The sequence below is a fragment of the Sorangiineae bacterium MSr11954 genome (genome assembly GCA_037157815.1).
Lineage (GTDB): Bacteria > Myxococcota_A > Polyangia > Polyangiales > Polyangiaceae > Pendulispora > Pendulispora albinea.
This window is the reverse complement of sequence record CP089984.1, coordinates 1,352,166-1,375,737: the sequence shown is the minus strand read 5'-3', so window position 1 is coordinate 1,375,737 and position 23,572 is coordinate 1,352,166. Positions and strand designations below refer to the sequence as shown.

General features: G+C 66.0%; 21 protein-coding genes. 12 read left to right on the top strand and 9 right to left on the bottom strand.

What is annotated here, in order from left to right:
* Positions 1–423: 423 nt before the first annotated feature.
* Both recA and LZC94_05620 read left to right on the top strand, forming a co-directional pair.
* Positions 424–1,446 carry a recombinase RecA gene (gene recA, locus LZC94_05625; protein WXB20349.1) on the top strand — a complete coding sequence of 341 codons (1,023 nt, stop codon included), beginning with the start codon at positions 424–426 and terminating at the stop codon, positions 1,444–1,446.
* A gap of 190 nt (positions 1,447–1,636) precedes the next feature.
* Entirely contained in the window at positions 1,637–2,383 is a 747-nt protein-coding gene (locus tag LZC94_05620) for a helix-turn-helix transcriptional regulator (GenBank protein WXB16754.1), read from the top strand.
* Positions 2,384–2,666: 283 nt separating this feature from the next.
* Here the strand turns inward: LZC94_05620 and LZC94_05615 are convergent, their stop codons facing one another.
* On the bottom strand, positions 2,667–2,858 hold the full coding sequence (locus LZC94_05615) for a hypothetical protein (protein ID WXB16753.1): 192 nt from the start codon (positions 2,856–2,858) through the stop codon (positions 2,667–2,669).
* Between the two features lie 179 nt (positions 2,859–3,037).
* Here LZC94_05615 and LZC94_05610 point away from each other — a divergent pair, with 179 nt between their 5' ends.
* Positions 3,038–4,600: a DUF1906 domain-containing protein gene (locus LZC94_05610; GenBank protein ID WXB16752.1), complete on the top strand. Its 1,563-nt coding sequence runs from the start codon at positions 3,038–3,040 to the stop codon at positions 4,598–4,600.
* Positions 4,601–4,604: 4 nt separating this feature from the next.
* Here the strand turns inward: LZC94_05610 and LZC94_05605 are convergent, their stop codons facing one another.
* Positions 4,605–6,179, bottom strand: a complete 1,575-nt coding sequence (locus LZC94_05605) for a YifB family Mg chelatase-like AAA ATPase (protein WXB16751.1) — start codon at positions 6,177–6,179, stop codon at positions 4,605–4,607.
* A 250-nt stretch (positions 6,180–6,429) separates the two neighbouring features.
* Complete coding sequence (locus LZC94_05600) at positions 6,430–7,017, bottom strand: TetR/AcrR family transcriptional regulator (protein ID WXB16750.1); 588 nt, start codon at positions 7,015–7,017, stop codon at positions 6,430–6,432.
* Positions 7,018–7,346: 329 nt separating this feature from the next.
* On the opposite strand from LZC94_05600, the gene LZC94_05595 reads away from it, so the two are divergent.
* From LZC94_05595 to LZC94_05585, 3 genes are all read left to right on the top strand, one after another.
* On the top strand, positions 7,347–8,480 hold the full coding sequence (locus tag LZC94_05595) for an HlyD family secretion protein (protein ID WXB16749.1): 1,134 nt from the start codon (positions 7,347–7,349) through the stop codon (positions 8,478–8,480).
* A 17-nt stretch (positions 8,481–8,497) separates the two neighbouring features.
* The gene (locus LZC94_05590; GenBank protein ID WXB16748.1) at positions 8,498–10,087 is read left to right on the top strand and encodes a DHA2 family efflux MFS transporter permease subunit; all 1,590 of its coding nucleotides are present in this window, start codon (positions 8,498–8,500) and stop codon (positions 10,085–10,087) included.
* Positions 10,088–10,214: 127 nt separating this feature from the next.
* Positions 10,215–11,522, top strand: a complete 1,308-nt coding sequence (locus LZC94_05585; protein ID WXB16747.1) for an inositol-3-phosphate synthase — start codon at positions 10,215–10,217, stop codon at positions 11,520–11,522.
* Positions 11,523–11,532: 10 nt separating this feature from the next.
* Here the strand turns inward: LZC94_05585 and LZC94_05580 are convergent, their stop codons facing one another.
* From LZC94_05580 to LZC94_05570, 3 genes are all read right to left on the bottom strand, one after another.
* Positions 11,533–11,838 carry a type II toxin-antitoxin system RelE/ParE family toxin gene (locus tag LZC94_05580; protein WXB16746.1) on the bottom strand — a complete coding sequence of 102 codons (306 nt, stop codon included), beginning with the start codon at positions 11,836–11,838 and terminating at the stop codon, positions 11,533–11,535.
* Positions 11,835–12,056 carry a hypothetical protein gene (locus tag LZC94_05575; protein ID WXB16745.1) on the bottom strand — a complete coding sequence of 74 codons (222 nt, stop codon included), beginning with the start codon at positions 12,054–12,056 and terminating at the stop codon, positions 11,835–11,837. Before LZC94_05575 ends, LZC94_05580 begins: the two co-directional genes overlap by 4 nt.
* Positions 12,057–12,118: 62 nt before the next feature.
* A complete protein-coding gene (locus LZC94_05570) occupies positions 12,119–13,069 on the bottom strand; it encodes an SDR family oxidoreductase (GenBank protein WXB16744.1) in 951 nt (316 codons plus the stop codon).
* A 291-nt stretch (positions 13,070–13,360) separates the two neighbouring features.
* Between LZC94_05570 and LZC94_05565 the strand changes: the two genes are divergently transcribed.
* The 4 genes from LZC94_05565 to LZC94_05550 are packed head-to-tail and all read left to right on the top strand — an operon-like array spanning position 13,361 to position 17,381.
* Positions 13,361–15,085 carry a hypothetical protein gene (locus LZC94_05565; protein WXB16743.1) on the top strand — a complete coding sequence of 575 codons (1,725 nt, stop codon included), beginning with the start codon at positions 13,361–13,363 and terminating at the stop codon, positions 15,083–15,085.
* A complete protein-coding gene (locus LZC94_05560; protein ID WXB16742.1) occupies positions 15,079–15,870 on the top strand; it encodes a CpsD/CapB family tyrosine-protein kinase in 792 nt (263 codons plus the stop codon). The genes LZC94_05565 and LZC94_05560 overlap by 7 nt, the downstream gene beginning before the upstream one ends.
* The gene (locus tag LZC94_05555; protein WXB16741.1) at positions 15,867–17,075 is read left to right on the top strand and encodes a hypothetical protein; all 1,209 of its coding nucleotides are present in this window, start codon (positions 15,867–15,869) and stop codon (positions 17,073–17,075) included. Before LZC94_05560 ends, LZC94_05555 begins: the two co-directional genes overlap by 4 nt.
* An 18-nt stretch (positions 17,076–17,093) precedes the next feature.
* Positions 17,094–17,381: a hypothetical protein gene (locus tag LZC94_05550; GenBank protein ID WXB16740.1), complete on the top strand. Its 288-nt coding sequence runs from the start codon at positions 17,094–17,096 to the stop codon at positions 17,379–17,381.
* 11 nt (positions 17,382–17,392) lie between these two features.
* Here LZC94_05550 and LZC94_05545 read toward each other — a convergent pair whose 3' ends face one another.
* The 3 genes from LZC94_05545 to LZC94_05535 all read right to left on the bottom strand — a co-directional run bounded on the left by LZC94_05545 (position 17,393) and on the right by LZC94_05535 (position 20,978).
* Positions 17,393–18,256: a hypothetical protein gene (locus LZC94_05545; GenBank protein ID WXB16739.1), complete on the bottom strand. Its 864-nt coding sequence runs from the start codon at positions 18,254–18,256 to the stop codon at positions 17,393–17,395.
* 366 nt (positions 18,257–18,622) lie between these two features.
* Complete coding sequence (locus LZC94_05540; GenBank protein WXB16738.1) at positions 18,623–19,429, bottom strand: hypothetical protein; 807 nt, start codon at positions 19,427–19,429, stop codon at positions 18,623–18,625.
* Between the two features lie 130 nt (positions 19,430–19,559).
* Positions 19,560–20,978, bottom strand: coding sequence for an MFS transporter (locus LZC94_05535; protein WXB16737.1), 1,419 nt, complete (start codon positions 20,976–20,978; stop codon positions 19,560–19,562).
* 56 nt (positions 20,979–21,034) lie between these two features.
* Between LZC94_05535 and LZC94_05530 the strand changes: the two genes are divergently transcribed.
* Together LZC94_05530 and LZC94_05525 are read left to right on the top strand one after the other, a co-directional pair.
* On the top strand, positions 21,035–21,997 hold the full coding sequence (locus LZC94_05530) for a DUF1003 domain-containing protein (protein WXB16736.1): 963 nt from the start codon (positions 21,035–21,037) through the stop codon (positions 21,995–21,997).
* 352 nt (positions 21,998–22,349) lie between these two features.
* The gene (locus tag LZC94_05525) at positions 22,350–23,363 is read left to right on the top strand and encodes an HINT domain-containing protein (GenBank protein ID WXB16735.1); all 1,014 of its coding nucleotides are present in this window, start codon (positions 22,350–22,352) and stop codon (positions 23,361–23,363) included.
* Positions 23,364–23,572: the final 209 nt, after the last annotated feature.

Genomic DNA, 23,572 nt, shown 5'->3' with positions numbered 1-23,572 from the left:
TCGTCCGGTTGCTCGTACGATGTGGTGCTGAAGCGCTGGGCAACGAACCGCGAAGCGTCTCGGCGAAGACCGCGCGATCGCGGCACATAGCCCTGCGGTGCCCAGGGGGCGCGGAGACCCAGCCGGCGATCCATCCGCTCCCCCGGCTCACGACGCGCGCCCCCGTTTCGATGTCCCAGTAAATCGAGCACCGGCGGGGCGTGTCCGAGACACCCGCTTTTCTGTCCGGGACACCCCAGTCATCGTCAATTCTTCGAGAAATTCGCGTCGAAAGCCCGGGTACGCCGCTCGCTATGAGGGCGAGGCATGCGGCATCGATGGCGCGGTCTTACGCGCGTCGAGCCAACGACCTCGCCCGCGCGTGCGCTACCCCACGGCGCGACGGGAGCGATCCATGGGGCGCACCAAAGGCAGACGACCATGATGCAGCTGATTGCAGACAAACTGAAGACGCTGAAGAGCGTCGTGCATTCGATGGAGAAACAATTCGGAAAGGGCACCCTCATGGCCCTGGGCGACGAATACGAGCCCGAGCCCGTGGCCACCATCAGCACCGGGTCTCTGGCGCTCGATCTCGCCACCGGCGTGGGAGGTTACCCGCGCGGCCGCGTCGTCGAAATCTTCGGGCCCGAGTCCAGCGGAAAGACCACCTTGGCCCTGCACGCCATCGCCGAAGCGCAGAGAGCGGGCGGCGTCTGCGCGTTCATCGACGCCGAGCACGCGCTCGACGTGGTCTATGCGCGCGGCATCGGGGTGGAGACCGAGGGGCTGCTCGTCTCGCAGCCGGATACGGGGGAGCAGGCGCTCGAGATCGTGGAGGCGCTCGTGCGCTCTGGCTCGGTCGATCTCATCGTGATCGATTCCGTCGCGGCGCTCACGCCCAAGGCGGAGATCGAAGGGGACATGGGCGATCAGCACATGGGGCTGCAAGCGCGCCTCATGAGCCAAGCCCTCCGAAAGCTCACCGCGGTCACCCACCGCACGGGCACCACCTTGATGTTCATCAACCAGCTGCGGCACAAAATCGGCACCACCTTCGGCTCGCCCGAAACGACCACCGGCGGCAATGCGCTCAAGTTCTATGCATCCATGCGCCTCGACGTCCGCCGCATCGGGCAAGTGAAGGTCAACGACGAGATCATCGGCGGCAAAACGCGGGTCTCGGTGAAGAAGAACAAATGCGCGCCCCCGTTCGCCGAGGCGGAGTTCGAAATCCGCTGGGGCCACGGCGTGGATCCCATCTCGGAGCTGCTCGATCTGGGCGTCGCGCGCGGGGTCGTCGACAAAAGCGGCAGTCATTTGTCGTTCGCGGGCACGGCGCTCGGCAACGGGCGCGAGCGATCGCGCGAGGCCTTGCTCGAGAGCCCCGATCTTCGGAGCACGTTGCGGCAGGCGATCGTCGCCACCGGGCCGAGCAAGCCAGGGCGCCGCACCGCCGACGCGTAGCGCGCGGTACGAGCGAGGATCCGGCGTCGCGGGTCCTCGCTCGTTCCTTCATTCTCTCGAGCGCCAGATTCGTTCCGTGCACGCACCGATGCATGGGATGGCTTCGACCTCTCCGATTGCGACGCTCTCGTCGGGAAACGATCTCCCGCGCGCCACCGAATTGACTGCAACACCGATAGGCGGCTACGACATGAAACATTCGACCATCGCTCCGCATCCTTTTGCGAAATTTCATTGCTCCATCGCGCGCACCCTGGAGCAGCTCGAACCCTCGTGGACACCGTTGATCCTGCGCGACGTGTTCTTTGGACTGCGCCGCTTCGATGGCCTCTGCAAAGATCTCGGTATTGCCACCAACACCCTCACGGCGCGGCTGGAGGCATTGGTCGCAAAGGGCATTCTCGAGCGCGCGCCGTACCGCGATCACCCCGTGCGTTACGAGTATCGTCCGACCACCAAAGGCGCCGACCTCTTTCCCGTCGTCCTCAGCCTCCTGCGATGGGGCGACGCCTGGACCAGCGAGCCCGAAGGAGCCCCCGTCAAGCTTCGCCATGTCCCTTGCGGGGAAGCCACGCAAGCGGAGGTGGTCTGCAACGTCTGCGGCGATGTGCTTCGACTCGACAACGTCACCGTTCACGCGGGCCCCGGCGCCCGCATCGCCCCCGGCACCGCCGTTCTGGCCGCGCAGCTCCCGCCGGAGCCAACCACCCCCTCCCCCGGCGAAACGCCCGCCGCCGCTGGCCGTCCGCGGCGCAATCGCTTCCGTTTGCGCGAAAGCTTCGGACCATCCATGCCGCCGCCCATGGAGCCGGCCAATGACGTGCAGTATCCGAAATCGCCGCAGTCCGCCGCCGCAGCGCAAAAACAGCGCGTGCTGCCCCGAATGAGCGACGAGCCGCAAAACGATATCGAACCGCAAATCCAATCAGGCCAATAAAGAATTTTCGAACCAAAAGACACGAATACGGCGCGCCGCGCCCGATGCCGCGAACACGCCCGCGGCGGTCGCGGCGCAATCGGTACGATCGAGGCGCGCCTTATCCTTCGTTTATCGTTTTCTCGTCGCGCGCTCGACGCAGCAGTTCCGTGCAGGCGCACGCACCCACACCGAGCGACCCCGCATCACATTTTCGTAATCGAATTCGCGGGCATTCGCGATGGATTCGCGACGAGATTCGCGACCTGGACCTGAGCGGGTGCACGCTCGATCGCGTCAGGTTTCACTCGAGCAGGGTTTGCGCAGCCGTGAGCGATGTTTGCTCGCGATAGGCAATCGCTGCGCGTGCATTACGACCCGTGCCGATTTTGATACCGCTACGCCACGATATCGATATTTTAAGCATTTGCCATTGGACTCTACCGATCGACATGATAATGGAAGTTGCATTCCACGCAATCGCATCGGTGGACACTTGAATCCTTATCGAGCGCTGGGTGGAAGTCTCTCACGTACGGCGCACGAAGCTCGTTCATTCGCTAGCCTCCACTCGTACAACTCGAAATCGAGGACCGAACCATGTCCAGGCGCCCGATTCATGTTCTCCTAGGATTACTACTATTCCTCACGGCATGCGCGATGGGTGGCTGCGCCGTGAGCGATGACCCAGAGTCGCTCGGCGTATCCAGCGATGGGGTCGAATACCTCCAGAAGGGGGTCGACTATGCGTGGGCCAGACCTTCGCCCGGAGGTCTCAGGGGCGAGGGCTACACCTTCGCAGCGCGCTATTTCAGTTGGCTGCCCAATGGGAAGGTGCTCTCGGGCGGCGAGCTCTCCGCGCTCGCCAACGCAGGCCTCGACGTGGTGACGGTCTGGGAGTTCGACACCGGAGATGCCCTGGACGGCTACAACGGTGGCGTCCGCGATGCCAACGAAGCGCTCCGCCAGGCGAACGGCCTCGGCATCCCCGCGGGCCGGCCGATTTACTTCGCCGTCGACTTCGATGCGCGCGCCGATCAGCAAGGGGTCATCAATTCGTATTTCGACGGCGCCGCCGCCGTCCTCGGGCGAGGTCGCATTGGCGCCTACGGTGGTTACTACGTCATCAAGCGCCTGTTCGATGCCGGCAAGATTGCCTTCGGCTGGCAGACCTACGCATGGTCCGGCGGTCAGTGGGATGCACGCGCCCAACTGCGCCAAGTCCAGAATGGCATCACGGCCGCGGGCAACCCCAACTGCTGCGACCTCAATTATGCAGTGGCCAACGACTTCGGACAGTGGCACGGCTCCGGCGGGGGCACTCCGCAGCCCCCCACGGGAGGAGGCGACTGCGCGGTGCGCGGTGACGGCAAGCTCTATTGCAACAACACGCCCGGCGCCGCGATCCGATCGGGCATGAGCGCCTCGAGCAGCGTCGTCAATCATCTGCGAACTGGCTACAGCTGGTTCGATTGCTGGGGCACCGGCGAGCGCCACAACGGCGGCAACACCACCTGGTACCACACCCTCGGCGACGACAATGGCAATTGGGGATGGGTCCCCGGCGTCAACCTCAGCACCCCCGACTCCTTCGATGCCAACCCCAGCGCCCACGGCCTTCGTCAATGCGGTGGACCGCCGCCTCCCTCCTCGGATTGCTCGGTGCGCGGCGACGGCAAGCTCTATTGCAAGAACACCCAGGGCGCCGCGATGCGCGCGTCGCTCAACTACTCGAGCTCCGTCGTCAACCATCTGCGCACCGGCTACAGCTGGTTCGACTGCTGGGGTACCGGCGAGCGCCACAACGGCGGCAACACCACCTGGTACCACACCCTCGGTGACGACAATGGCAATTGGGGATGGGTCCCCGGCGTCGATCTCAGCACCCCCGACTCCTTCGACGCCAACCCCAGCGCCCACGGCCTTCGTCAATGCGGCGGCCAGTCCGCCGACTGCTCCGTGCACGGCGACGGCAAGCTCTATTGCACCAACACGAGCGGCGCCGCGATGCACGCGTCGACCAACTACGGGAGCAGCGTCGTGAACCGTTTGCGCACCGGCTACAGCTGGTTCGATTGCTGGGGCACCGGCGAGCGCCACAACGGCGGCAACACCACCTGGTACCACACCCAAGGCGATGACAACGCGAACTGGGGATGGGTCCCCGGCGTCGATCTCAACACCCCCGACTCCTTCGACGCCGATCCCAGCGCCCGCGGGCTGCGCCGATGCAATTGACGGCTCACGCCGCGCTCGTATCGACGTGATTCGCCACGTGGAAGCGATCCAGAAGGCGTAGCTGGATCGCTTCCAAGATGTGCTCGCGCGATACCGCCGTGGCCCCCGCGAGATCGGCGACGGTGCGCGCCACGCGAAGGATCTTCCCGTAGGCGCGCGCCGAGAGACCGTACTTGGTGGCCGCCTTGGTCAAGAGGGAGATGCTCTCGGCCGATGTACCCGCCACCCGCGCGAGCTCCGATGCATGAAGGGTCGCGTTGGTGGGCATGCTCGTTTCGCCTCGGAGCATGCGCTCGGATTGAACGGCCCTCGCCGCGCGCACCCGGGCCGCCACGACCGTCGACGATTCGCCCGGCTTGGCGGAGGTCAACGACGGCACGTGCACGGGCGGCAGGGCCACTTGCACGTCCATGCGATCGAGCAGCGGGCCGCTCACGCGCCCGCGATAGGTGCGGATGCGTTCGAGGGTGCAGGAGCAGCGGCTCGTCCCATCGCCATAGTAGCCGCAGGGGCATGCGTTCATCGCGGCGACCACCAGCGGACGCGCAGGGTACGTGGCCGTGGCATGGGCGCGTGTGATGCTCACCACACCGTCTTCCAACGGCTGCCGAAGCGCTTCCAGCGCCGCGCGACGAAACTCGGGTAGCTCGTCGAGAAACAGCACGCCGTGATGGGCGAGGCTCACCTCCCCCGGCCGCACCTCGCCGCCGCCGCCCACCATGCCGACCTCGCTGACCGTATGGTGCGGCGCTCGAAAGGGGCGCATCGAGGAGAGCGGTCCGCGCGCTTGCCCGAGCAAACCGAAATCGCCCATCGCACGGGCGACGCTATGGATGGCCGTGACCTCCAGCGCTTCGTCGACCGACAGCGCGGGCAAGACGCTCGGCAACCGGCGCGCGAGCATGGTCTTGCCTGCGCCCGGGCTCCCGACCATGAGCAAATTGTGTCCGCCCGCGGCCGCGATCTCCAGGGCGCGGCGCGCGTGGAGCTGACCGCGAACGTCGCTCAAATCGTCGGGCGCTTGGGGCTGCGTTTCGTCCCACGCCGGTCTGGCCAAGGGGAGGATCTCGTCGCCGCATAGGCCCGCGACCACGTGCTGAAGTGTCCTGGCCGCGCGCACCTCGATGCCCGGAACGAGCCCCGCCTCGCCTTCGTTGCACGCGGGGACGATGACCTTCGTCACGCCGCACGATCGAACGCCAATCAGCAGCGCGAGGGCTCCGCGGATGGACTGCACGGTGCCCGCGAGCGAGAGCTCGCCGAGGAGCAAGGTGTCGGCGAACGACTCTTCGTCGACCACGCCGAGGGCGCCCAAGGTGGCGACCGCGATGGCCAGATCGAAGGCGCTGCCGGTCTTGGGCAGATCGGCTGGGGCGAGGTTCATGACGATGCGGTACTCGGAGAGGTCCACGCCCAAGTGCGCCAAGGCGCTCTTGACGCGAACGCGGCTCTCGCGAACCGTCGCCTCCGCGAGGCCCACCAACTCGAAGGAGGGCACCCCGCGCGTCACCTCCACCTCGACCCGTACGAGCTGGGCTTGAAGTCCAATCAATGTGGCACTGAGCGTGGTCGCAAGCATGCCCCTCCGAAGAGCGAGCACCGTGCCGGCTTCCCCTACGTGAAATCATTCACAAATTCGCACCGCGGCAGGTGTCCGGGACAGTTTCACCTCCCGTCCGGGACACCCCTCGCGCACCTTCGCGCGCCCTCACGCTTCGCGTCGAACGCCCCCACCCCGAAACGCTTCGCGCACGCTCCGAGTCGAAACGCTCCGACCCGCCCCCCGAACGCCTTCGAGCACACACAAAGCTCGAAGCGTTCACGCGCGCCTAAGCGCCGTCTTTGGGACGAGGCGTCACGTTCTTTGCGCCTGCAATGATCAGATCGACCAGAGCCTGCATGAACGACTCATCCAACTTTTGTCCAACTGTCACGATGCGCAGGAACGCTGCGGCAAAGCAAACCTCGCCCACCAACGCACCGTCGGTCCACGAGGGGAGCTCTCCGCGTTCCATGGCGCGGTCGAAGATGGCCTGACGGCTGGCGAGCAGTTCGACCTTGAGCCGCGCCAGGAGCGGCTCGAAGGCGGGCTGCGCGCGCTCGATTTGGATCGCGCGATAGATGGCGAGGCCCTTCGGTGTAGAGGCGGCCTCCGCCATACCGCGCAGCATCGCGAGAAGATCTTCCCGCATCGAGCCCGTGTTCGGTGGATGCTTGTAGGGGCTGATCCAATGGAGCGCGGCCAAGACGAGATCATCCTTCGTCGGCCAGCGACGATAGATCGTTGTCTTGTTCACGCCGGACCGCGCTGCGATTTCATCCACACGCAGACCGGCGTAACCACTCCGGCCAAACTCCTCCGCCGTATTTTCCAATACGAGCTCGACAATTTCCGCGCTGCGGCCCTGCAGGCGCACCCCTTCGGTTCGCCGCGTGTTGCGGCTCGCGTTTCGGAGTCGAGGTCGAACTTCGTCGGTATGTCGGTTTTCGTCCGTCATTGGTTACCCCCGGTCTAGCGATCGTGTCGGTATCCCTTTCTATCCCAAAAATATGGCAACCAAGAGTTGCCAACGCAACCCCGCGACCTCACTATGGCAACGTCCAGTTGCCAAATGGAAAAGTCGCGATGACAACCAGCTCTGCAAGCCTCGACAACGATCTCCAAAGCTCAACCCTAACCGACGCAACGCCGGCCGCAACACCGCTGGCAGCCGCCGAACAACCCCAGCGACGTCGTTTCTTCGTCATGGGAGCCGCCGCCCTGGCCGTCGCCGGCGCCGCCGGCTGGTACCTGGCGCACCGCGGGCTGGAGACGACGGACAACGCGCAGATCGACGCCAACATCGTGGCCGTGCCTGCACGAACGGCGGGGACGGTCGCGCACATCCTCTTCGTCGAAAACCAGAAGGTGCACGCGGGCGACGTGCTCGCCGAGCTGGACGACGCGCCCACCAAGGCGCGCTTGGCGCAAGCCGAGGCCACCCTCGCCTCCGCGATCGCATCGGCCGACGCCGCCGACGCCGACGCGGTGGTGGCCGAGAGCAACGCCATCGGAAACAAGTCGTTCGCCGACGCCAGCCTGCAGACCGCGCGGGCCGGCGTGGCCACCACGCAGGATCAAATCAAGGAGCGCGAGGCGCAGGTTCAATCGGCCGAGGCGGCGCTGGCGCAGGCCAAGCTCGATCGCGATCGCGCCAAGGCCCTCTTCGACAGCGGCGCGGTCGCCAAATCCGTGTTCGACCAAGCCGACACCGCCTTCAACCGCGCCAGCGCCGATCTCGACGCCGCGCGCTCGCGGCTCACCACCGAGAAGCTCACGGTCACGCAGACGCGAAGCAAGGTCGCCGAGGCCGACGCCAAGGCGAAGCAAGCCAACAACGTCCCCGTGCTCGTTCGCCAGGCGCGCGCGAAGGCCGCGCAAGCGCACGCTCAGGTGCAGATGGCGCAAGCCCAGCGCGATCTGGCCGCGCTCGACTTCTCCTATACGAAGATCCTCGCGCCGCACGACGGCGTGGTGTCGAAGAAGACCATCAACGAGGGCCAGAACGTCGCCCTCGGTCAGACCATCGTGCAGCTGGTGACCCCGGAGATTTACCTCACGGGCAACTTCAAAGAGACGCAGGTCACCAACATGCACGTGGGGCAGCCCGCGCACTTCAAGGTCGACGCCTTCCCCGGGCGCGAGCTCGAGGGCGAGGTCGAGAGCCTCTCGGGCGCGACCGGCTCGCGCTTCACCCTGCTCCCGCCCGACAACGCGACGGGCAACTTCACCAAGATCGTCCAGCGCCTGCCGGTTCGCATCAAGCTGCACGCGGCGCCCGATGGCATCGTGCTCCGTCCTGGCATGAGCGTCGACGTCACCGTCGACACCCGCAAGTAAGCATCGAGGGGAAGAACATGACCGCCGCCGTTTCGAACGCGGGTCCGCTGACGCAGGTTGCGCCCGCCCGCACCGTGAACAAGTGGGGCGTCGCTGCGGCGGTTTCGCTGGGCGCGCTCCTGGAGCTCATCGACACCAGCATCGTCAACGTCGCGCTGAGCGACATGCAGGCCACGCTCGGCGCCACCCTCAGCCAAGTGAGCTGGGTGGTCTCGAGCTACGCCATCGCCAACGTCATCATCCTGCCGCTCACGGCGTGGCTCGGGCACCGCTTCGGGAAGAAGCAGTATTTTCTCTTCTCGCTCCTGGGCTTCACCTTCGCGTCCGTCCTTTGCGGGTTCTCCACCACCCTGCCGATGCTCATCGCCGCCCGCATCCTCCAAGGGCTCACGGGCGGAGGCTTGATGGCGAAGGCGCAAGCCATCCTGTTCGAGACGTTCCCCAAAGAGGAACAGATGCTCGCGCAGTCGGTCTTCGGCTTGATCGTCATCTCGGGGCCCGCCATCGGCCCCACCCTCGGCGGCTATCTAGTGACCAACGTCGATTGGCGCTGGATCTTCTTCGTCAACGTGCCCGTGGGGGCCGTGGCGGTGGCGCTGACCATGTACTTCTTGCCGCCGGACCGGGCCGAAGATCGGGTCACGTCGAAGATCGACTGGACGGCCATCGGCTTGCTCGCCATCGGGCTGGGCGCGCTCCAGGCCGTGCTCGAGGAGGGCAACGACGAAGACTGGTTCGAGTCGAGCGCCATCGTCTTCGGGATGGTGATGGCGGTCGTGGGGCTCGTGGCCTTCACCGTGCGCTCGCTTCGCTCCGACCACCCGGTGGTCGATCTGCGGGTGCTGCGGTATCGGTCGCTCTGGTCGGGGAGCCTGCTCTCCATCGTGCTCGGCATGACCCTCTACGGTGCGCTCTTCGCGATCCCCATCTTTGCGCAGAGCATCATGCAGTACTCGTCGCAACAGACGGGCATGCTGCTCTTGCCGGGCGCCATCGCGTCGGCGGTCGCCATGGTCATCATTTCGAAGATCCTCGGCAAAGTGGATCCGCGGATCGCGCTCGCGGGTGGGTCGATGGTCCTCATCGGCGCGGTGCTCTGGCTGGCGAGCCTGACCCCAGACACCGGTGGACACGACCTTTTCTGGCCGCTGATCCTGCGCTCGTTCGGCACGGTGTTCATGTTCATGCCGCTCAACACGGCGACCCTCGGCCCCGTGCCGACGAAGGACATCGGCACCGCCACCGGCTTCTTCAACTTGACGCGTCAACTCGGCGGAAGCATCGGCGTGGCGCTCCTGAGCACGATGCTCAGCCGAAGGCAGCAATACCACCGCGCCATGTTGGTCGAGCACGTGATTCCGAGCGACACCTTCACCACCGAGCGGGTCGACCAGTTGACCCGCATGCTGATGGGCAAGGGCATGGTCCTCGAGGAAGCGCGGCAAAAGGCGCTGGGGCTGCTCGACGCCACCGTGAACAAGCAGGCGGCGGTGCTGTCCTTCTCCGATACGTTCTGGGCAACTGCGGCGCTGCTCGTGGTCTTTCTGCCGCTTATCCTCCTGCTCGGCAAGCCACCCAAGGGTGCAAAGGTATCCGCGGGCCACTGACGGGTCCGTTGGACAGCAGGGAAAGATAGGATAGGCTCCGCCGCCGATCCGCTCGAAAGGGCGCGCGCACTTCGCACGAGGCCCTGTTCGAAGCAACAAACCTTCCCACAAACGCAGACCAACCAATATGACGCAGCGGCCGATCCAAGACTCCAAGGGCAAATTACTCGTTCTAACGCCGGGCATGGGCGCGGTTGCGACCACGTTCTTCGCGGGGGTGGAGGCGGTCCGACGCGGCACCGCGCGCCCTATCGGATCGGTCACGCAGATGCAGACCATCCGCATCGGTCCGCGCTCGGCGAATCGCAACCCGCTGATTCGTGACTTCGTCCCCCTCGCGCCGCTGGAGAGCCTCACCTTCGCCGGGTGGGACGTGTTCCCCGACGACGCCTTCGAAGCGGCTTCCCGCGCGGAGGTCCTTCGCCGCCACGATCTGGAGACGCACAAGGACTTCCTTCACTCGATCAAGCCGATGAAGGCCGCCTTCAGCCGCGACTACGTGAAGCGGCTCGATGGTCCCAACGTGAAGACGGCGAAGACCAAGTTCGAGCTCGCCGAGGAGCTCCGCCAAGACATCCGCAACGCCATCGCGGAGTCGAAGGCCGATCGCGCGGTCATGGTGTGGTGTGGGTCGACCGAGATCTACCTGGAGCCGGCCGACTGCCATCGCTCCATCGAAGCCTTCGAGGCGGGCCTGCGCGCCAACGATCCGGCCATCTCGCCCTCGCAGCTCTACGCCTACGCCGCCATTCAAGAAGGCGTCCCCTACGCCAACGGCGCCCCGAACCTCTCGGCCGACTTCCCGGCCCTGGAGGATCTGGCGCGCGACCGCAACGTCCCCATCGCCGGCAAGGACTTCAAGACGGGGCAGACCTTGGTCAAGACCGTGCTCGCCCCCGGCCTGAAGGCGCGCTCCTTGGGCGTGCGCGGCTGGTTCTCGACGAACCTCCTCGGCAACCGCGACGGCGAGGTGCTCGACGATCCGGAGAGCTTCAAGGCGAAGGAGGTCACCAAGTCGGGCGTGCTCGATACGATCCTGCAGCCCGAGGTGTACCCCGAGCTTTACGGGGATCTCTTCCACCGTATTCGCATCCACTACTACCCTCCGCGCGGCGACGAGAAAGAGGGCTGGGACAACATCGATATCACGGGCTGGATGGGCTACCCGATGCAGATGAAGATCGACTTCCTCTGCCGCGACTCGATCCTCGCCGCCCCGGTGGTGCTCGATCTGGCGCTCCTCCTCGACCTCGCGGGCCGCGCAGGCCGCAGCGGCGTGCAGGAGTGGCTGTCGTTCTACTTCAAGAGCCCCCACGTCGAGCGCGGGCACGTGCAAGAGCACGATCTGTTCTTGCAACACCTGCGCTTGAAGAACACCCTTCGCGTCATGGCCGGCGAGCAACCGCTGACGCACTTGGCGGAGCACGACGAGTAGAGACCGCTCGTCACAAGGTCGGTTCGGATCCTCGCGAGCAGTGCCAGATCGCGAGGACCGAAAGCACGTCGTCGACAACGACGTAGTACAAGGCATACCGCGTGCGCTGTAACACGAACCGGCGCACGCCTTCCCGGCGCGCCCCCACAGCTCGCGGGGCGATGGTCGGCGCCGATACGATCACCCCCAAGGCGCCTTTTAATTCATCCACGAACATGGTAGGCGCGGCAGGCCGATTCTCCCGCCACCACCGATCGATTCGCTCGGCCTCTCGCGACGCGCGCTTTTCGATGCGCACGCCGAGAGGCCCTTTCATTGGTGCGACTGCAGACGCCGCATGAGTTCCTCGACCGACTCGAAGGCATCGTCGTCGGCTTCGGCACGCGCGTCCAACTCGGCCGCATCCGCAGCGCTCAGGACGAACACGTCCCGCTCGTCCGCTTCATCCGCCGAAATCACGACGACCTCCGCCCCTTCCGGCAGCTGCTCTTCGAGCTCCACCCGCCCCGCTCGAATACGCCCGCGAACGACCATCGTCATCGTCCCTCGAGACTACCACGTTTCCAGGACTTGTCTCCCCCCGGAGGAGAAGACACCTACGCCTGGGTCGCACGGAACGCCGCGATGGTGCGGCGCAGGCCCTCGCGGATGTCGACGAGTGGCTCGTAGCCGATGAGCGCGCGGGCCGCCGAGGTGTCGGCGAGGGAGTCGCGGACGTCGCCGGCGCGCTCGGGGCGGTAGTCGATGTCGAGACGGACGCCGACTTCTTCGGCGACGTATTTGACGAGCGCGTTGAGCGAGGTGCGCTCGCCGCAGGCGATGTTCACGACCTCGCCCCTGAGCGGGTTGGGGCTGTCGGCGGCGAGGAGGTTGGCGCGCACGACGTTGTCGATGAAGCAGAAGTCGCGGGTCTGCTCGCCATCGCCAAAGACGATGGGGCGCTGGCCCGAGAGCGCCGCGCTGATGAAGTTCGGAATGACGGCCGCGTACTGACTCTTGCGATCCTGCCGCGGGCCGAACACGTTGAAGTAACGGAGGCTCAACGTTTCGATCCCGTACAGGCTCGCGAAGACCCGCATCATCTGCTCGCCTGCGTGCTTGGCGATGGCGTACGGCGAGAGCGGGGACGGCGTCATCGTCTCCACCTTGGGCAACGTTTTCGTGTTGCCGTAGGCCGACGAGCTCGCCGCATAGATGACGCGCTTGACCTTTTCCTTGCGGGCTATGTCCAGCACGACGGTGGTGCCCTGCACATTGGCCAAAGTCGTCCGCTGGGGATCTTCGACCGAGCGAACCACGGAGGGAATGGCGGCCTCATGAAAAACCACGTCGACCCCACGCATGCAGCGCGTCACCGTGTCGGGGTCGAGGATGGTTCCCTCGGTGACTTCGAGCTTGCCGCCCTTATTGGGAAGAGTTTCCAAATTGACACGGCGCCCCGACGAGAAGTCGTCCAGCACGCGGACGGTCTCCCCGCGTGCGAGCAGGGCTTCAGCGATTGATGAGCCAATGAAGCCGGCTCCTCCGGTGACCAGATAAGTTGGCATTTTTTTCCGTGGCTCCCGGTATACTTGGGTCCGCTTGCTCTTTTTGCGGCGCCATTTGGATGACCGTGGTTACGTTTCCATCACGAATTTTCTGCGGTTTTCGGCACGGCTCAGCCGTAAAACCTTCCGAATTTTCGAAGCGCAACCATCAGGCAGAGCACGATATCACGCCCTTTTATCGCGAAAAAAGACGAGATCCGCGGCGCCGAATCCAGCATCTACACATGCATGCCCAATCCCCCTCCCGAAGATCCGTCCGGACTCTTCGGAGCCCTTAAGCAAGCCTTTCGCGTGTCTGCGGCTTCCGGCCAGTTCGCAGCCATTGCGCCGCGTGAGCTTACCCCGCGTGAGCGCATGGAGCGCGCGCGTGTCATCGCGAAGCGCGCCACGCACTACTGGAAGAGCGCCCTCGCCTTGTTCGTTTTAGGTGCAGGCATCTCGATCGCCGTCGCCATGAATCTGACGCGCATCTATCGATCGGAATGTGTGGTCCTCGTCCGACCGGCCATCAAGACAGATGACCGTGACGAGTCGCCCTCCGAGCGCGCCATGAAGCTCGCGCCGAAGTTGAAAGATACCCTGCTGACGCGTACGCGCCTCGAGCCCGTCATCCGCGAGTTCAATCTCTACCCGAAGACGGTCGAGTCGAAAGGCATGATCGACGCGGTCGAAGAGATGCGGCTGCACGTCGGGTTCCGCGGGCGCGACAGCGAGACGTTCGTCATCTCCTTCGAGGACGCGGACCCGGACCGCACGCGCTCGGTCACGCAGAAGCTCGCCGAGTCGACGATGGAGGAGTTTCGAAAAGGAAATTTGAGCACGTCGAAGCAGCAGGCCGAGTTCCTCGCCGTCGAGGAGAAACGCGCCGAGGAGGCGCTGGAAGCCGCCAACCGGCAGCTGGCCACATTCCTTTCCATCCACCCGGAGTTCGCCGCCGAGACGCGGCAAGGTAACTTTAGCGGCCAGGGTGCCGGCGCCCCGTTTGGCCAGGCGCCGCCGCTCATGCCCGGCATCGTGGCCGCGCAGCACTCCACCGATCCGCAGCTCGCGTCGCTCTACCGGCAGAAGGCGCGGCTCGACAACGAGGTCCGCGCGCGCCAGACGCAAGGTGCGGCGCCTGCGGTGAACGACAGCGTGGCAAATTTGGCCAAGGCGCGCGACGAAGCCGCACGGCGGGCCGCGCAGGCGCAAGCCGACTTGGCCGACAAGATTACGCACTTCACCGAGCAGCACCCCGATGTCATCGCCGCACGGGCGCAGGTCGATGCGGCGGGCAAGACGCTTCAAACCGCCGAGGCGCAGCTCGAGGCTGCAAAGCATGGCGGCGACAAGAGCCAAGTCGACAACGCTCAAGTCGCCCCCGATCTGCAGAAGCGACTCGAGGACGTTCAACGCCAGATCGCGCAGCGCCAGGCGGAAGTGGCCAAGCGCGGCGCGAACAACGCGGCGGCGCCCGCGGCCGACACCAGCGCCAAGCCCGTGCCGTCGCAAGAGCCGATGAACCCACTCGTGCTCCTCGAGACCGAGTGGCAACGGTTGCTTCGTGCAACGAGCGACGCGAAATCCTCGCACGACGATCTGGCGCGACGGATGGATCGCGCTAGTCTTCGCGCAAGCGCCGCGGAGGCCACCGGCGATGCGCAGATGGAGATTATCGACCCCGCTTATCGTCCGACGCGCCCCGCGCGCGGTGGCCGAACCAACGCCGCCTTGCTTGGCCTCGGTCTGACCATGTTCGTGGCCGTTGGCTACGCGTTTGCACGTGTAGCGACCAACGATACGCTCATCGATGCCCACGACGTCGAGCTGCTGCGGCTCATCCCGGTACTCGGCACCATCCCCAAACTTCCACCATCACCCGCCAACGCGGCCAACTCTTCCAACTCCACGAATTCCACGAACTCCACGAACTCACCCGAACCACCTCCAAGAAACTCAGTCCGTTCGGACACGCCGGCCCCGAGGAACTCCTCGATTCCGGCGGATGTCTCGAACGGAGGAGGTAACTCATGCTGATTGACGATCCCCCCCGAACCTTGGTCTTGTCGCGAAATGAAATTGCTCAGGCGGTGCACGGCGCAGAGTCGCCGGTTCGCATCGTTCCAGCTTGGGCGACCCCGCCCGATACACACGTTCTGATCATGCTCGGCGAGACGGCCCCCGAGGCGGCCGCCGCGCTTCGCGTCATCCGCCACCGGCTCGAGCAACGCCGCTCCGACGGCATGTGGGTCTTCGGCGTCACCAGCCCGCGCGACGGCGAGGGCAAGAGCACCTTCTCCACGCAGCTGGCGCTCGTCCTGAGCGAATCGCAGCGTGCGCGTGTTCTGCTCATGGAGGCCAACTTCCAGCGGCCGACCATCGCCAAGATCCTGGGCTTTCGCGTCCCCGAAGGGCACGGATTCTCCACGCAGCTCGCGCGCAAGATGCGCGGCAGCATGGACCCGTGGACCGTGGTCGCCCTGGGGCCATCGCTCCACGTGCTGGCCGAGGAGACGGGCGCGCACACCTTCCCGGAGACCTTGCACTCCACCCACTTCCAGAACGTGGTCGGCTTCCTGGGCCGCGGTTACGACTACGTGGTGGTCGATGGGCCGAGCATCCTCGGCTCGGGCGACGCGAACGTGGTCGAGAACGCGGTCGACGGGGTCATCGTGGTCGCGCAGAGCGCCGTCTCCCGTGGCGTGGACGTGCGCGAGGGCGTGAAGCAGCTCGGACCGCGCAAAGCGGTGGGCGTCGTGCTCTGGGATGCCCAGCACGTGAAGAACAACGGCGGTAGTCGAAAGAGCATTGCACCCCTGTGATCGCGCGCGTGCGGACCAAGCTGAGAGCACTCCAAGCGCTCAAAGCGAAAGAGCTGCATCGTTGGGTCCCGGGGTGGGCGGTACAAAGGGCGCGCGCCTCGCTCCGCCGTCTCCAGGTGCCTCTCCAGGTCCCTCTCCAGATCCCCAGACAGCCGGACGGACTGCGGCACCTCGTCTTTGCCGTCTGCGATCATTATGAACCTTTGCACGGGAACGTCTCGTTCGAGCAAGGTCTCGAGCGGGTGGTGCGGTGGCGCCGGCGGTACCCGGAGTTGGCGCGCCGCTTCGCCGACGCGAACGGGCGGCCGCCGCGTCACTCCTATTTTTTCCCGGGCGAGCAGTACGATCCGCGCTTCATCGAGCCTCTGGCCGAGATGTGCGAGCTGGGGCTCGGCGAGGTCGAGGTTCATCTCCACCACGATGGCGACACACGCGAAACCCTGCGCGCGGCCTTGCAACAGACCTTGCGCGATCTGGGGAGCCACGGCGTGATCGCGCAGTATCGAGGGCAACCGGCGTGGGCCTTCATCCACGGCAATTGGTGCCTGGCCAACGCGCGCGCCGATGGACGCTGGTGCGGCGTGGACGACGAGATGGAGCTCCTCTACGAGCTCGGGTGCTACGCCGATCTGACATTCCCCAGCGCGCCGGATCCCTGCCAGCCCCACATCGTCAACTCCATCTACTACCCGCGCGGCGACATTCGACGGCGCCGCGCTTACGAGGACGGCGAGCTGGCGCACGTGGGCATGGTGCGCCGCGATCGGCTGCTCATGATTCAGGGCCCGCTGGCGATCACCCGGCGGCCGGGCAAGGCGAAGGTCCGCATCGAAGGGGGCGCGCTCGACGCAAAAGATCCGCCGACCCCCGCCCGCCTTCACCACTGGGTGCGGCAGAACGTGACCATCGCCGGACGGCCCGATTGGGTCTTCGTCAAGGTGCACACCCACGGCGCGCCCGAGGGCAACGCGGAGGCGGTGCTCGGCGAGAACATGGCCGCGCTGCACACCGCGCTGCGCGAGCACTACAACGACGGCATCCGCTGGCAGCTCCACTACGCCACCGCGCGCGAGATGTACAACGTGGCGCGCGCGGCCATGGATGGCCAGACCGGCTCGCCATCTCTCTATTTCGATTACGAAATTCCGCCCCCCGCCCGCGCGCGCGCCGCGGCGAGCGCCACGAAGTTGGCCCACGCCCCCTGAATGGGGGAGGGTCGAGGGATGCAAGCCTTCGGAACCGGTTCTACGTGCGCGGTATGCGGTGAGCGCGATGCGCGTGCGCTCACCTCTTTGCGTCTTGCCGGCGGCGAGCCGGTCGTCGTGTGCGGCACGCACGAATTGATGCACCGCCGCGTTGGCCGCACCGCACGGAGCATCGAAGAGCTCCGCGCCCTCGTCTCCGAGCGCCGAAAGTCGGCCGACCGGCGCGCGGCCAACCCCGACGAGCTGGCCTCCGCGCTGTCCCAGGCCTTCGCGCCCGATCGGCGCGAGAGCGATCGACGGGCGTAGCCGCAGCATCTTCATTTGTCCAAGGACGCGCGCCAGCGTCCGAACCACGAGCCCGTGATCACGTCGAGCGCCGCTTCGGCGTCGCTCAGGCGCAAGCCCGTCTCGAGCGACTCGGAGGAGTCGGGCGCGGAGAGGCGTGCGTCCACCCATGCGCGCTGCCATTGCCCGAGCAAGGTGAGAACACGCGCCGCCAAGCGCGTGCGGGCGTCGTGGCGCTCGAACCGCATGCGCTCGAAGGCTGGCTCGTCGTCCGCGTAGAGGATCTTGTCGAGCCGCCACGCGAGGCGCGCCTCGAGCCATAGGTTGGCGCCTGCGCTGTCGGTGGTGCGCGGGCCAGCGGCGTTCGAGTCGATGCGCGCGGTTTCATCGATCTGCCGCGCCATGCGCAAGCGCGTCTCGGGAAACAAGGCGCTCCAGCGCGCCCGGGACGCGAGCGCATCGACCTTGGCGTCGTTTGCGCCGAGGCCGGCGGCGTGCCATGCGGCGGTGACCGCGCTGCGTGCGACGTCGCGTGTGACGGGCAGGCTCGTCGCCGAGAACGTGCCGGTCGGCACGGAGGGAGCCGTTGCCAGCGCGCCCTTCACGAGCGGGCGCGCGGCCTGGTGGAACGCGAGCCGGTCGAGCGGCAGCTCCAGGGAAGCAATGGCACCGACGTCGCGCGTCTGGCCGTCGCGATTTTGCGTGTATCCTGCGACCGAAAACCAGCTCGAGCCGCGGCGTCCGAACTCCATCCGCTCGAGGCGATCGGGATCGATGTCCGGATCGTTGGGGGAGAAGAACGACTGCGCGAAGACCGTGCGCGGCGAGAGGAAGGCCACGACGACCATCAGCAAAATGGCAATGCGAAGTGCTTCGGGGGCGGTGTGAGGTTCCATGCCCGCCCGCAAGAACACGCGGCGTGCCGACCATTCGATGCGAAAATCTCCGTAAATTCGCCGCACCGCCCCTGTCCCGGACAGCTCATGCCCTGTCCCGGACAGGTCGTCGCAAGGTCGCAACACCCGCGACACGACGGTCACGACACCGCAGTGCCACTCGTTTCGACACCGCAGCGCCACTCGTTTCGACACCGCAGCGCCACTCGTTTCGACACCGCAGCGCCACTCGTTTCGACACCGCAGCGCCACTCGTTTCGACACCGCAGCGCCACTCGTTTCGACACCGCAGCGCCACTCGTTTCGACACCGCAGCGCCATTCGTCTCGCGCGCAACGCCGCTCGTCGCGATACCCGCGACGCCGTTTACAGCGGCTCCGGATCGAATGTCACCGTATCGTAAAGGAGCCGGTAGTCATCGTTCGGGGACGCCTCCACGGCGCCCAGACTGAGCTCGACGTGGTCGATGCGATCGACGATATCGCTCGGGGGCCGAATGCCGAACGTATGCTTCGAGCCAAATGTCACCAGCACCTTGGCGTCGCCTTCGAGGTGCGCCTCCAGCACCACGCGCGACCACGTGCCCTCGATGACCCCCGTGTCCACCCCTGGGAGCTGACGCTGCGCGGAGCCCGTGTCCGAGCGCTCCTCGAAGAAGACGGGCTTGAGGCGATCGCTCCCCGTCCCAAAGCGGAGCTGGAGCACGTAACAATTCGACGAGTCGCGCGACGCGCAGATGGCGACGCCTGCGGGCACGAGCGGGCGGCTGCCCAAGATGAGGCTGCGAAGATCGAACGCGAATCGAACGTGCTTCGGCTTGTTGGGGCGCTTGATCCACACGTACGCGCCTTGCGCGTCGTTGTTGGCGACGAAGAGAACGTTGGCCCCCGACGTGGCGCCGGTGGTGGTCGCGCGAGAGACCGTGAGCGAGGGCGTGCTCTGGGGCGGTTGGTAGTAGCCGGTCCACCCATCCCGCTGGAACTGCATGGTGGGATCGTCGAAGTTGGAGCAGAAGGCGCCCTTCGAGAGGCCCGGCGCGCACCCTTCGTCCCGTGCGTCGCCCGTGCCTCGAGCATCGCCCGCGGCGCCCGCATCCCCTCCCCCATCGCCGCCGAGCGCCGGATCGTTGGTGAACGTATCGCCACCACAGGCACCCACCGCGATGAGCCCCATGGGCCCAACGAGCCCGACCCAACCAACGAACTTAACGAGATGGACCGCGATCCTTCCGCGTCGTCCCGCGCGAGACATGCCCCCACCATATCGCGCGCACGTGCGCTTGCGCTACCCATCCGTCGAGGGTCTACCCATCTTGCGCGGCAAACTCGCGCGGCTTGGGTTTCGCATTCCACACGCGGGTCGCGAGCAGAAAGCCTGCGAGCGCAGCGGGCACCATCACCAGCGGCCACTGCCACCAGGTCTCGGGGCTGCGCGCGTCCTGGCCCTTGGGGAGCACGCGACCGAGCACATAGGCTTGCACGGCGGTGCCCAGGTAGACGAAGCCATCGATCAATCCGACCGCCACGCCCACGTTCTTTTTGCCGCCGAAGTCCATGCTGGCCGTGCCCGAAAGCATCCCGTGCACGCCGATGATGCAAAGGGAGAGAAAGACCACCAGCCATCCGAGGAGCGGGGTCGCGAGCGCGGCAAACATCGCGGCGGTGCCGGCCAGCATGGCGCCGTAGAGCACGGCGGAGACCGGACCGCGGCGCGAGTGAAAGATGCGGTCCGAGATCAGGCCGGCGAAGACGCCGCCGAGGATGCCGGCGATGCAGGTCATCATGCCCCAGTGAGCGGGGATGAAGGTCTTCGCGATGCCGGTCTCCTTGGCCATGATCGGATACCACTGCATGATCGCGTTGCGCAGGTAGCCGCTGCAAAACTCCACCAGGGCGATGGTCATGATGACGGGGTGCCGGAGCATCCGCCTCCCCACCTCGAACACGGTGAGCGCGGGGCCGGTATCGCCCGAGGAGCTGTCGGCGGTATCGAAATCGAGGTGCCCGGCCTGGCCCGGGGTATCGCGCACCCACGCAGCATCGAAGACCGCACACGCCAGCAGCAAGAGCGCTGGAACGAAGAAGACCCAGTGCAGCTCCGCGTGGTCGACGATGAACTGGCCCCAGTCGTACGCGAAATAGATGCCGAGCGAGATCAGGATGCCAAAGACGCCCCCGAAGGTCCCGCGCTCCCGCACATGGAACCAGGCGGCGTTCACCTTGACGATCGACACCGCGCCAAAGCTCTGGAAGTACATGTTGAGCGCATACAGCGGCGCGAAAACACCGGGTAAGTCATGGCGTCGCCCGGAGAGGAGGACCCAGCCCATGCCGAGGTTCGCGAGCGCGGCCCCCACGGCGGACAAAAGGATGGTGCGCCGCCCGCCCCATTTGTCGGTTAGCGGGCCGTTCAGTACAAAGGCAAAGCCGTAGACCACGGTACCGATCGAGAAGATCGTACCGAAGTCTTCCTTGGACATGACCTGTCCAAGCGCGTTCTTGCAGACGGTCAGGTTGTACCGGCCCATGTAGAGGAACGCGTATGTCAGCCCAACCGGGAACCAATTGAGGAACCGCCGGCGCACGAAGGCAGGCGAGTGCCGAAGGCCCGCGTGCGCGCCACCTTCGCCCGCCAAATCCACCCGTGGCAAGCGGAGCGAGACGACCCCGATGACCGCGAGAAGGATCGCAATGGGCGCGAGCTCGGTCACCCAGGATGGCATCGGGTGGCATACTACCTCTTGCGCGTCCCTCCCCGCTCGCGCGACCCTACGTCCCGATGCTGCATGCCGAGCTGCTGGCCCAAATTCCCCTTTTCGAGGGGCTCTCCGATGGGGACCGCGAAGGACTGGCCCAGCGACTGACCGAACGGAGCTACGAACGCGGCAAGGTCGTGTTCGCCAAAGGCGATCGCGGCTCGAGCATGTTCATCGTCCTCTCGGGGCAGGTCCAAATCTTCCTTCCAGCCGAATCGGCCGACGCACCGCGCATCGTGCTCAAGGACTATGGCTTTGGCGAGTACTTCGGAGAGCTCGCCCTCTTCGACGACAAGCCGCGCTCGGCGAGCGTGGAGGCCATCGAGGACGCGGTGCTGCTGGAGCTCACGCGCGAGCACCTGGGCGAGCACCTGATGAAGTCCAAAAACGCCGCCATCGCGATCTTGAGCGACATGGCGGCGCGGCTGCGCGAGACCAATGAGCTCTTGGGTCAGCGCGCGGCCAAGGACGTGGTGAAGGAGATCGAGGAGAACCTGACCTGGGGCGAGAGGCTGGCCGACAAGGTGGCCGACCTCAATGGAAGCTGGGCGTTCATCCTCTTTCTGATGTTCCTCACCATCGGGTGGGCGGTGTTCAACTCCCCCAGCCTGCCGGGCAGGCCATTCGATGAATACCCCTTTCAATTCTACAACTTGTTCCTGGCCATTCTCGTTGCGCTGCAAGGGCCGCTCATCGTCATGAGCCAAAATCGGCAAACCCTGAAAGACCGCAAACAGGCCGAAACCGATTATCGCGTCAACTTGAAGAACGAGTTGGGCATCGAGCGACTTATCCGCGAGCTCAGCGTCTTCCGCAGCGAAACCGCGAAACGCCTCGAATATCTGGAGCGCCTCGCCCGCAGCGAGCGCATTCGCGCCGAGCTTCCCAACAAGAACGCACCCAACCCACCGGGCGGTTCGTGGGTTGCCGATCCAAGCGATGCGCGCTCCAAAGTGCCGAGCCCCGAAGGGACGCGCGACGGCTAGCTTGATTGGCGGTTCGGCGGTTCGGTTATTCCGTCATTCGGCTATTCAGCCCATTCAGCCATTCGGTATTTGCTTACGGCGAGCATTTCTCTGGCGGACGTTTCTCCTGCGGGGGCTGGTCCGGTGGGACATTTCACCGGTGGCGACGGGGTTCATGGCAATCGTGGCGTTCAGGGGAGCCACCCCATCGTCGTAATCGACAATTGCGAACAAGCCTCGATGTGAGGGCGCATTTCGTCATGGACGGAGCCGATCCCGTGCGGGCGGTGTGTCCAACAGGAAACAATGTGTTTGGCCGAAGGTAATCGGTGTCATTTCGGTTCCGTAAAATGCTAAAGAGGACCATCGAGACATGCCAAACGAGAAACCGTCGACGGCGGCAACGCATCGCCGCAACGTGGGGGTCTTTTCCAATTTCGTTCGTGGATTCGCGCGCCTTTTCCAGGATCGACGCGGCGTCACGACGGTCGAATATGCGCTGATTTTATTTGCCATCGTGCTCGCGGTGGCCGGCGGCCTTCGACTGCTCGCCCAGAGTACGAGCGGCACCGTCCGCGTGGCGGAGGCGACGCTCAAAGGGGGTGCGGGGTTGCCTCCCTCGGGCGGAGGTGGTGGTGGCGCGGGCGGAGGAGGCGGCGGCGACGGCACCGTGTGCGACGGGCGCGGGTGCAGCGCGCCGGGTGCATGTTTCGTGGCGGGGACCCTGGTGGCCACGCCGTCGGGTGCGCGGCCGATCGAGAGCCTGAAGGCGGGCGAGCTCGTTCTTGCACGCGGCGAGAACGACAACGTCACGCGGGCGCGGCCCATCGTGCAGACCTTCCTCCGCGGCGCCCCATCGTTGCTCGACGTCCACGTCGAGACGGTCGACGGTGCGCGCGAGAGCGTTCGCTCCACCCCGGAGCACCTGTACTTTTCGCAAGAGCGCGGGTGGCTCCGCGCCGAAGATCTCGCCATCGGCGAGACGCTCGTCGATGCCGAAGCGCGCGAAGTTCGCGTGACGAAATTGGTGCCCGTTGCGCAGGAGGCGGCCGTCTACAACCTCGAGGTCGAGGGCGATCACACGTACTTCGTGGGGCGCACGGCGGTCTGGGTGCACAATCAGTCGTGCGGGGGTGGCGGCGGGGGCGGCTCCACCGGCGGTGGCGGCTCGGGCGGTTCCACTGGCGGGGGCGGTTCCACTGGGGGGGCGGGGGCGGTTCCACTGGTGGTGGCGGTTCCACTGGCGGTGGTGGGGGCGGCGGCTCGGCGGGGGGCGGTTCCACCGTGGGCGGTGGGGGCGGCGGCTCCGGCGGCGGTGGCTCGGCGGGGGGCGGTTCCACTGTGGGCGGCGGGGCCGGCGGCTCCGGCGGCGGTGGCTCTGTCGTAGGTGGCGGGGGTGGATCGGGCGGGGGTGGCGGTTCCACCGTGGGCGGCGGCGGTGGCTCCGGCGGTTCCGGCGGCAGCGCGGGTGGGGGCTCGGGCGGTTCCGGCGGTGGAGCCGGCAGCGGCGCAGGTGGCTCCGGCTCCGGCGCGGGCGGTTCCGGAGGCAGCGCGGGTGGAGGCTCGGGCGGTTCCGGTGGTGGAGCCGGCAGCGGC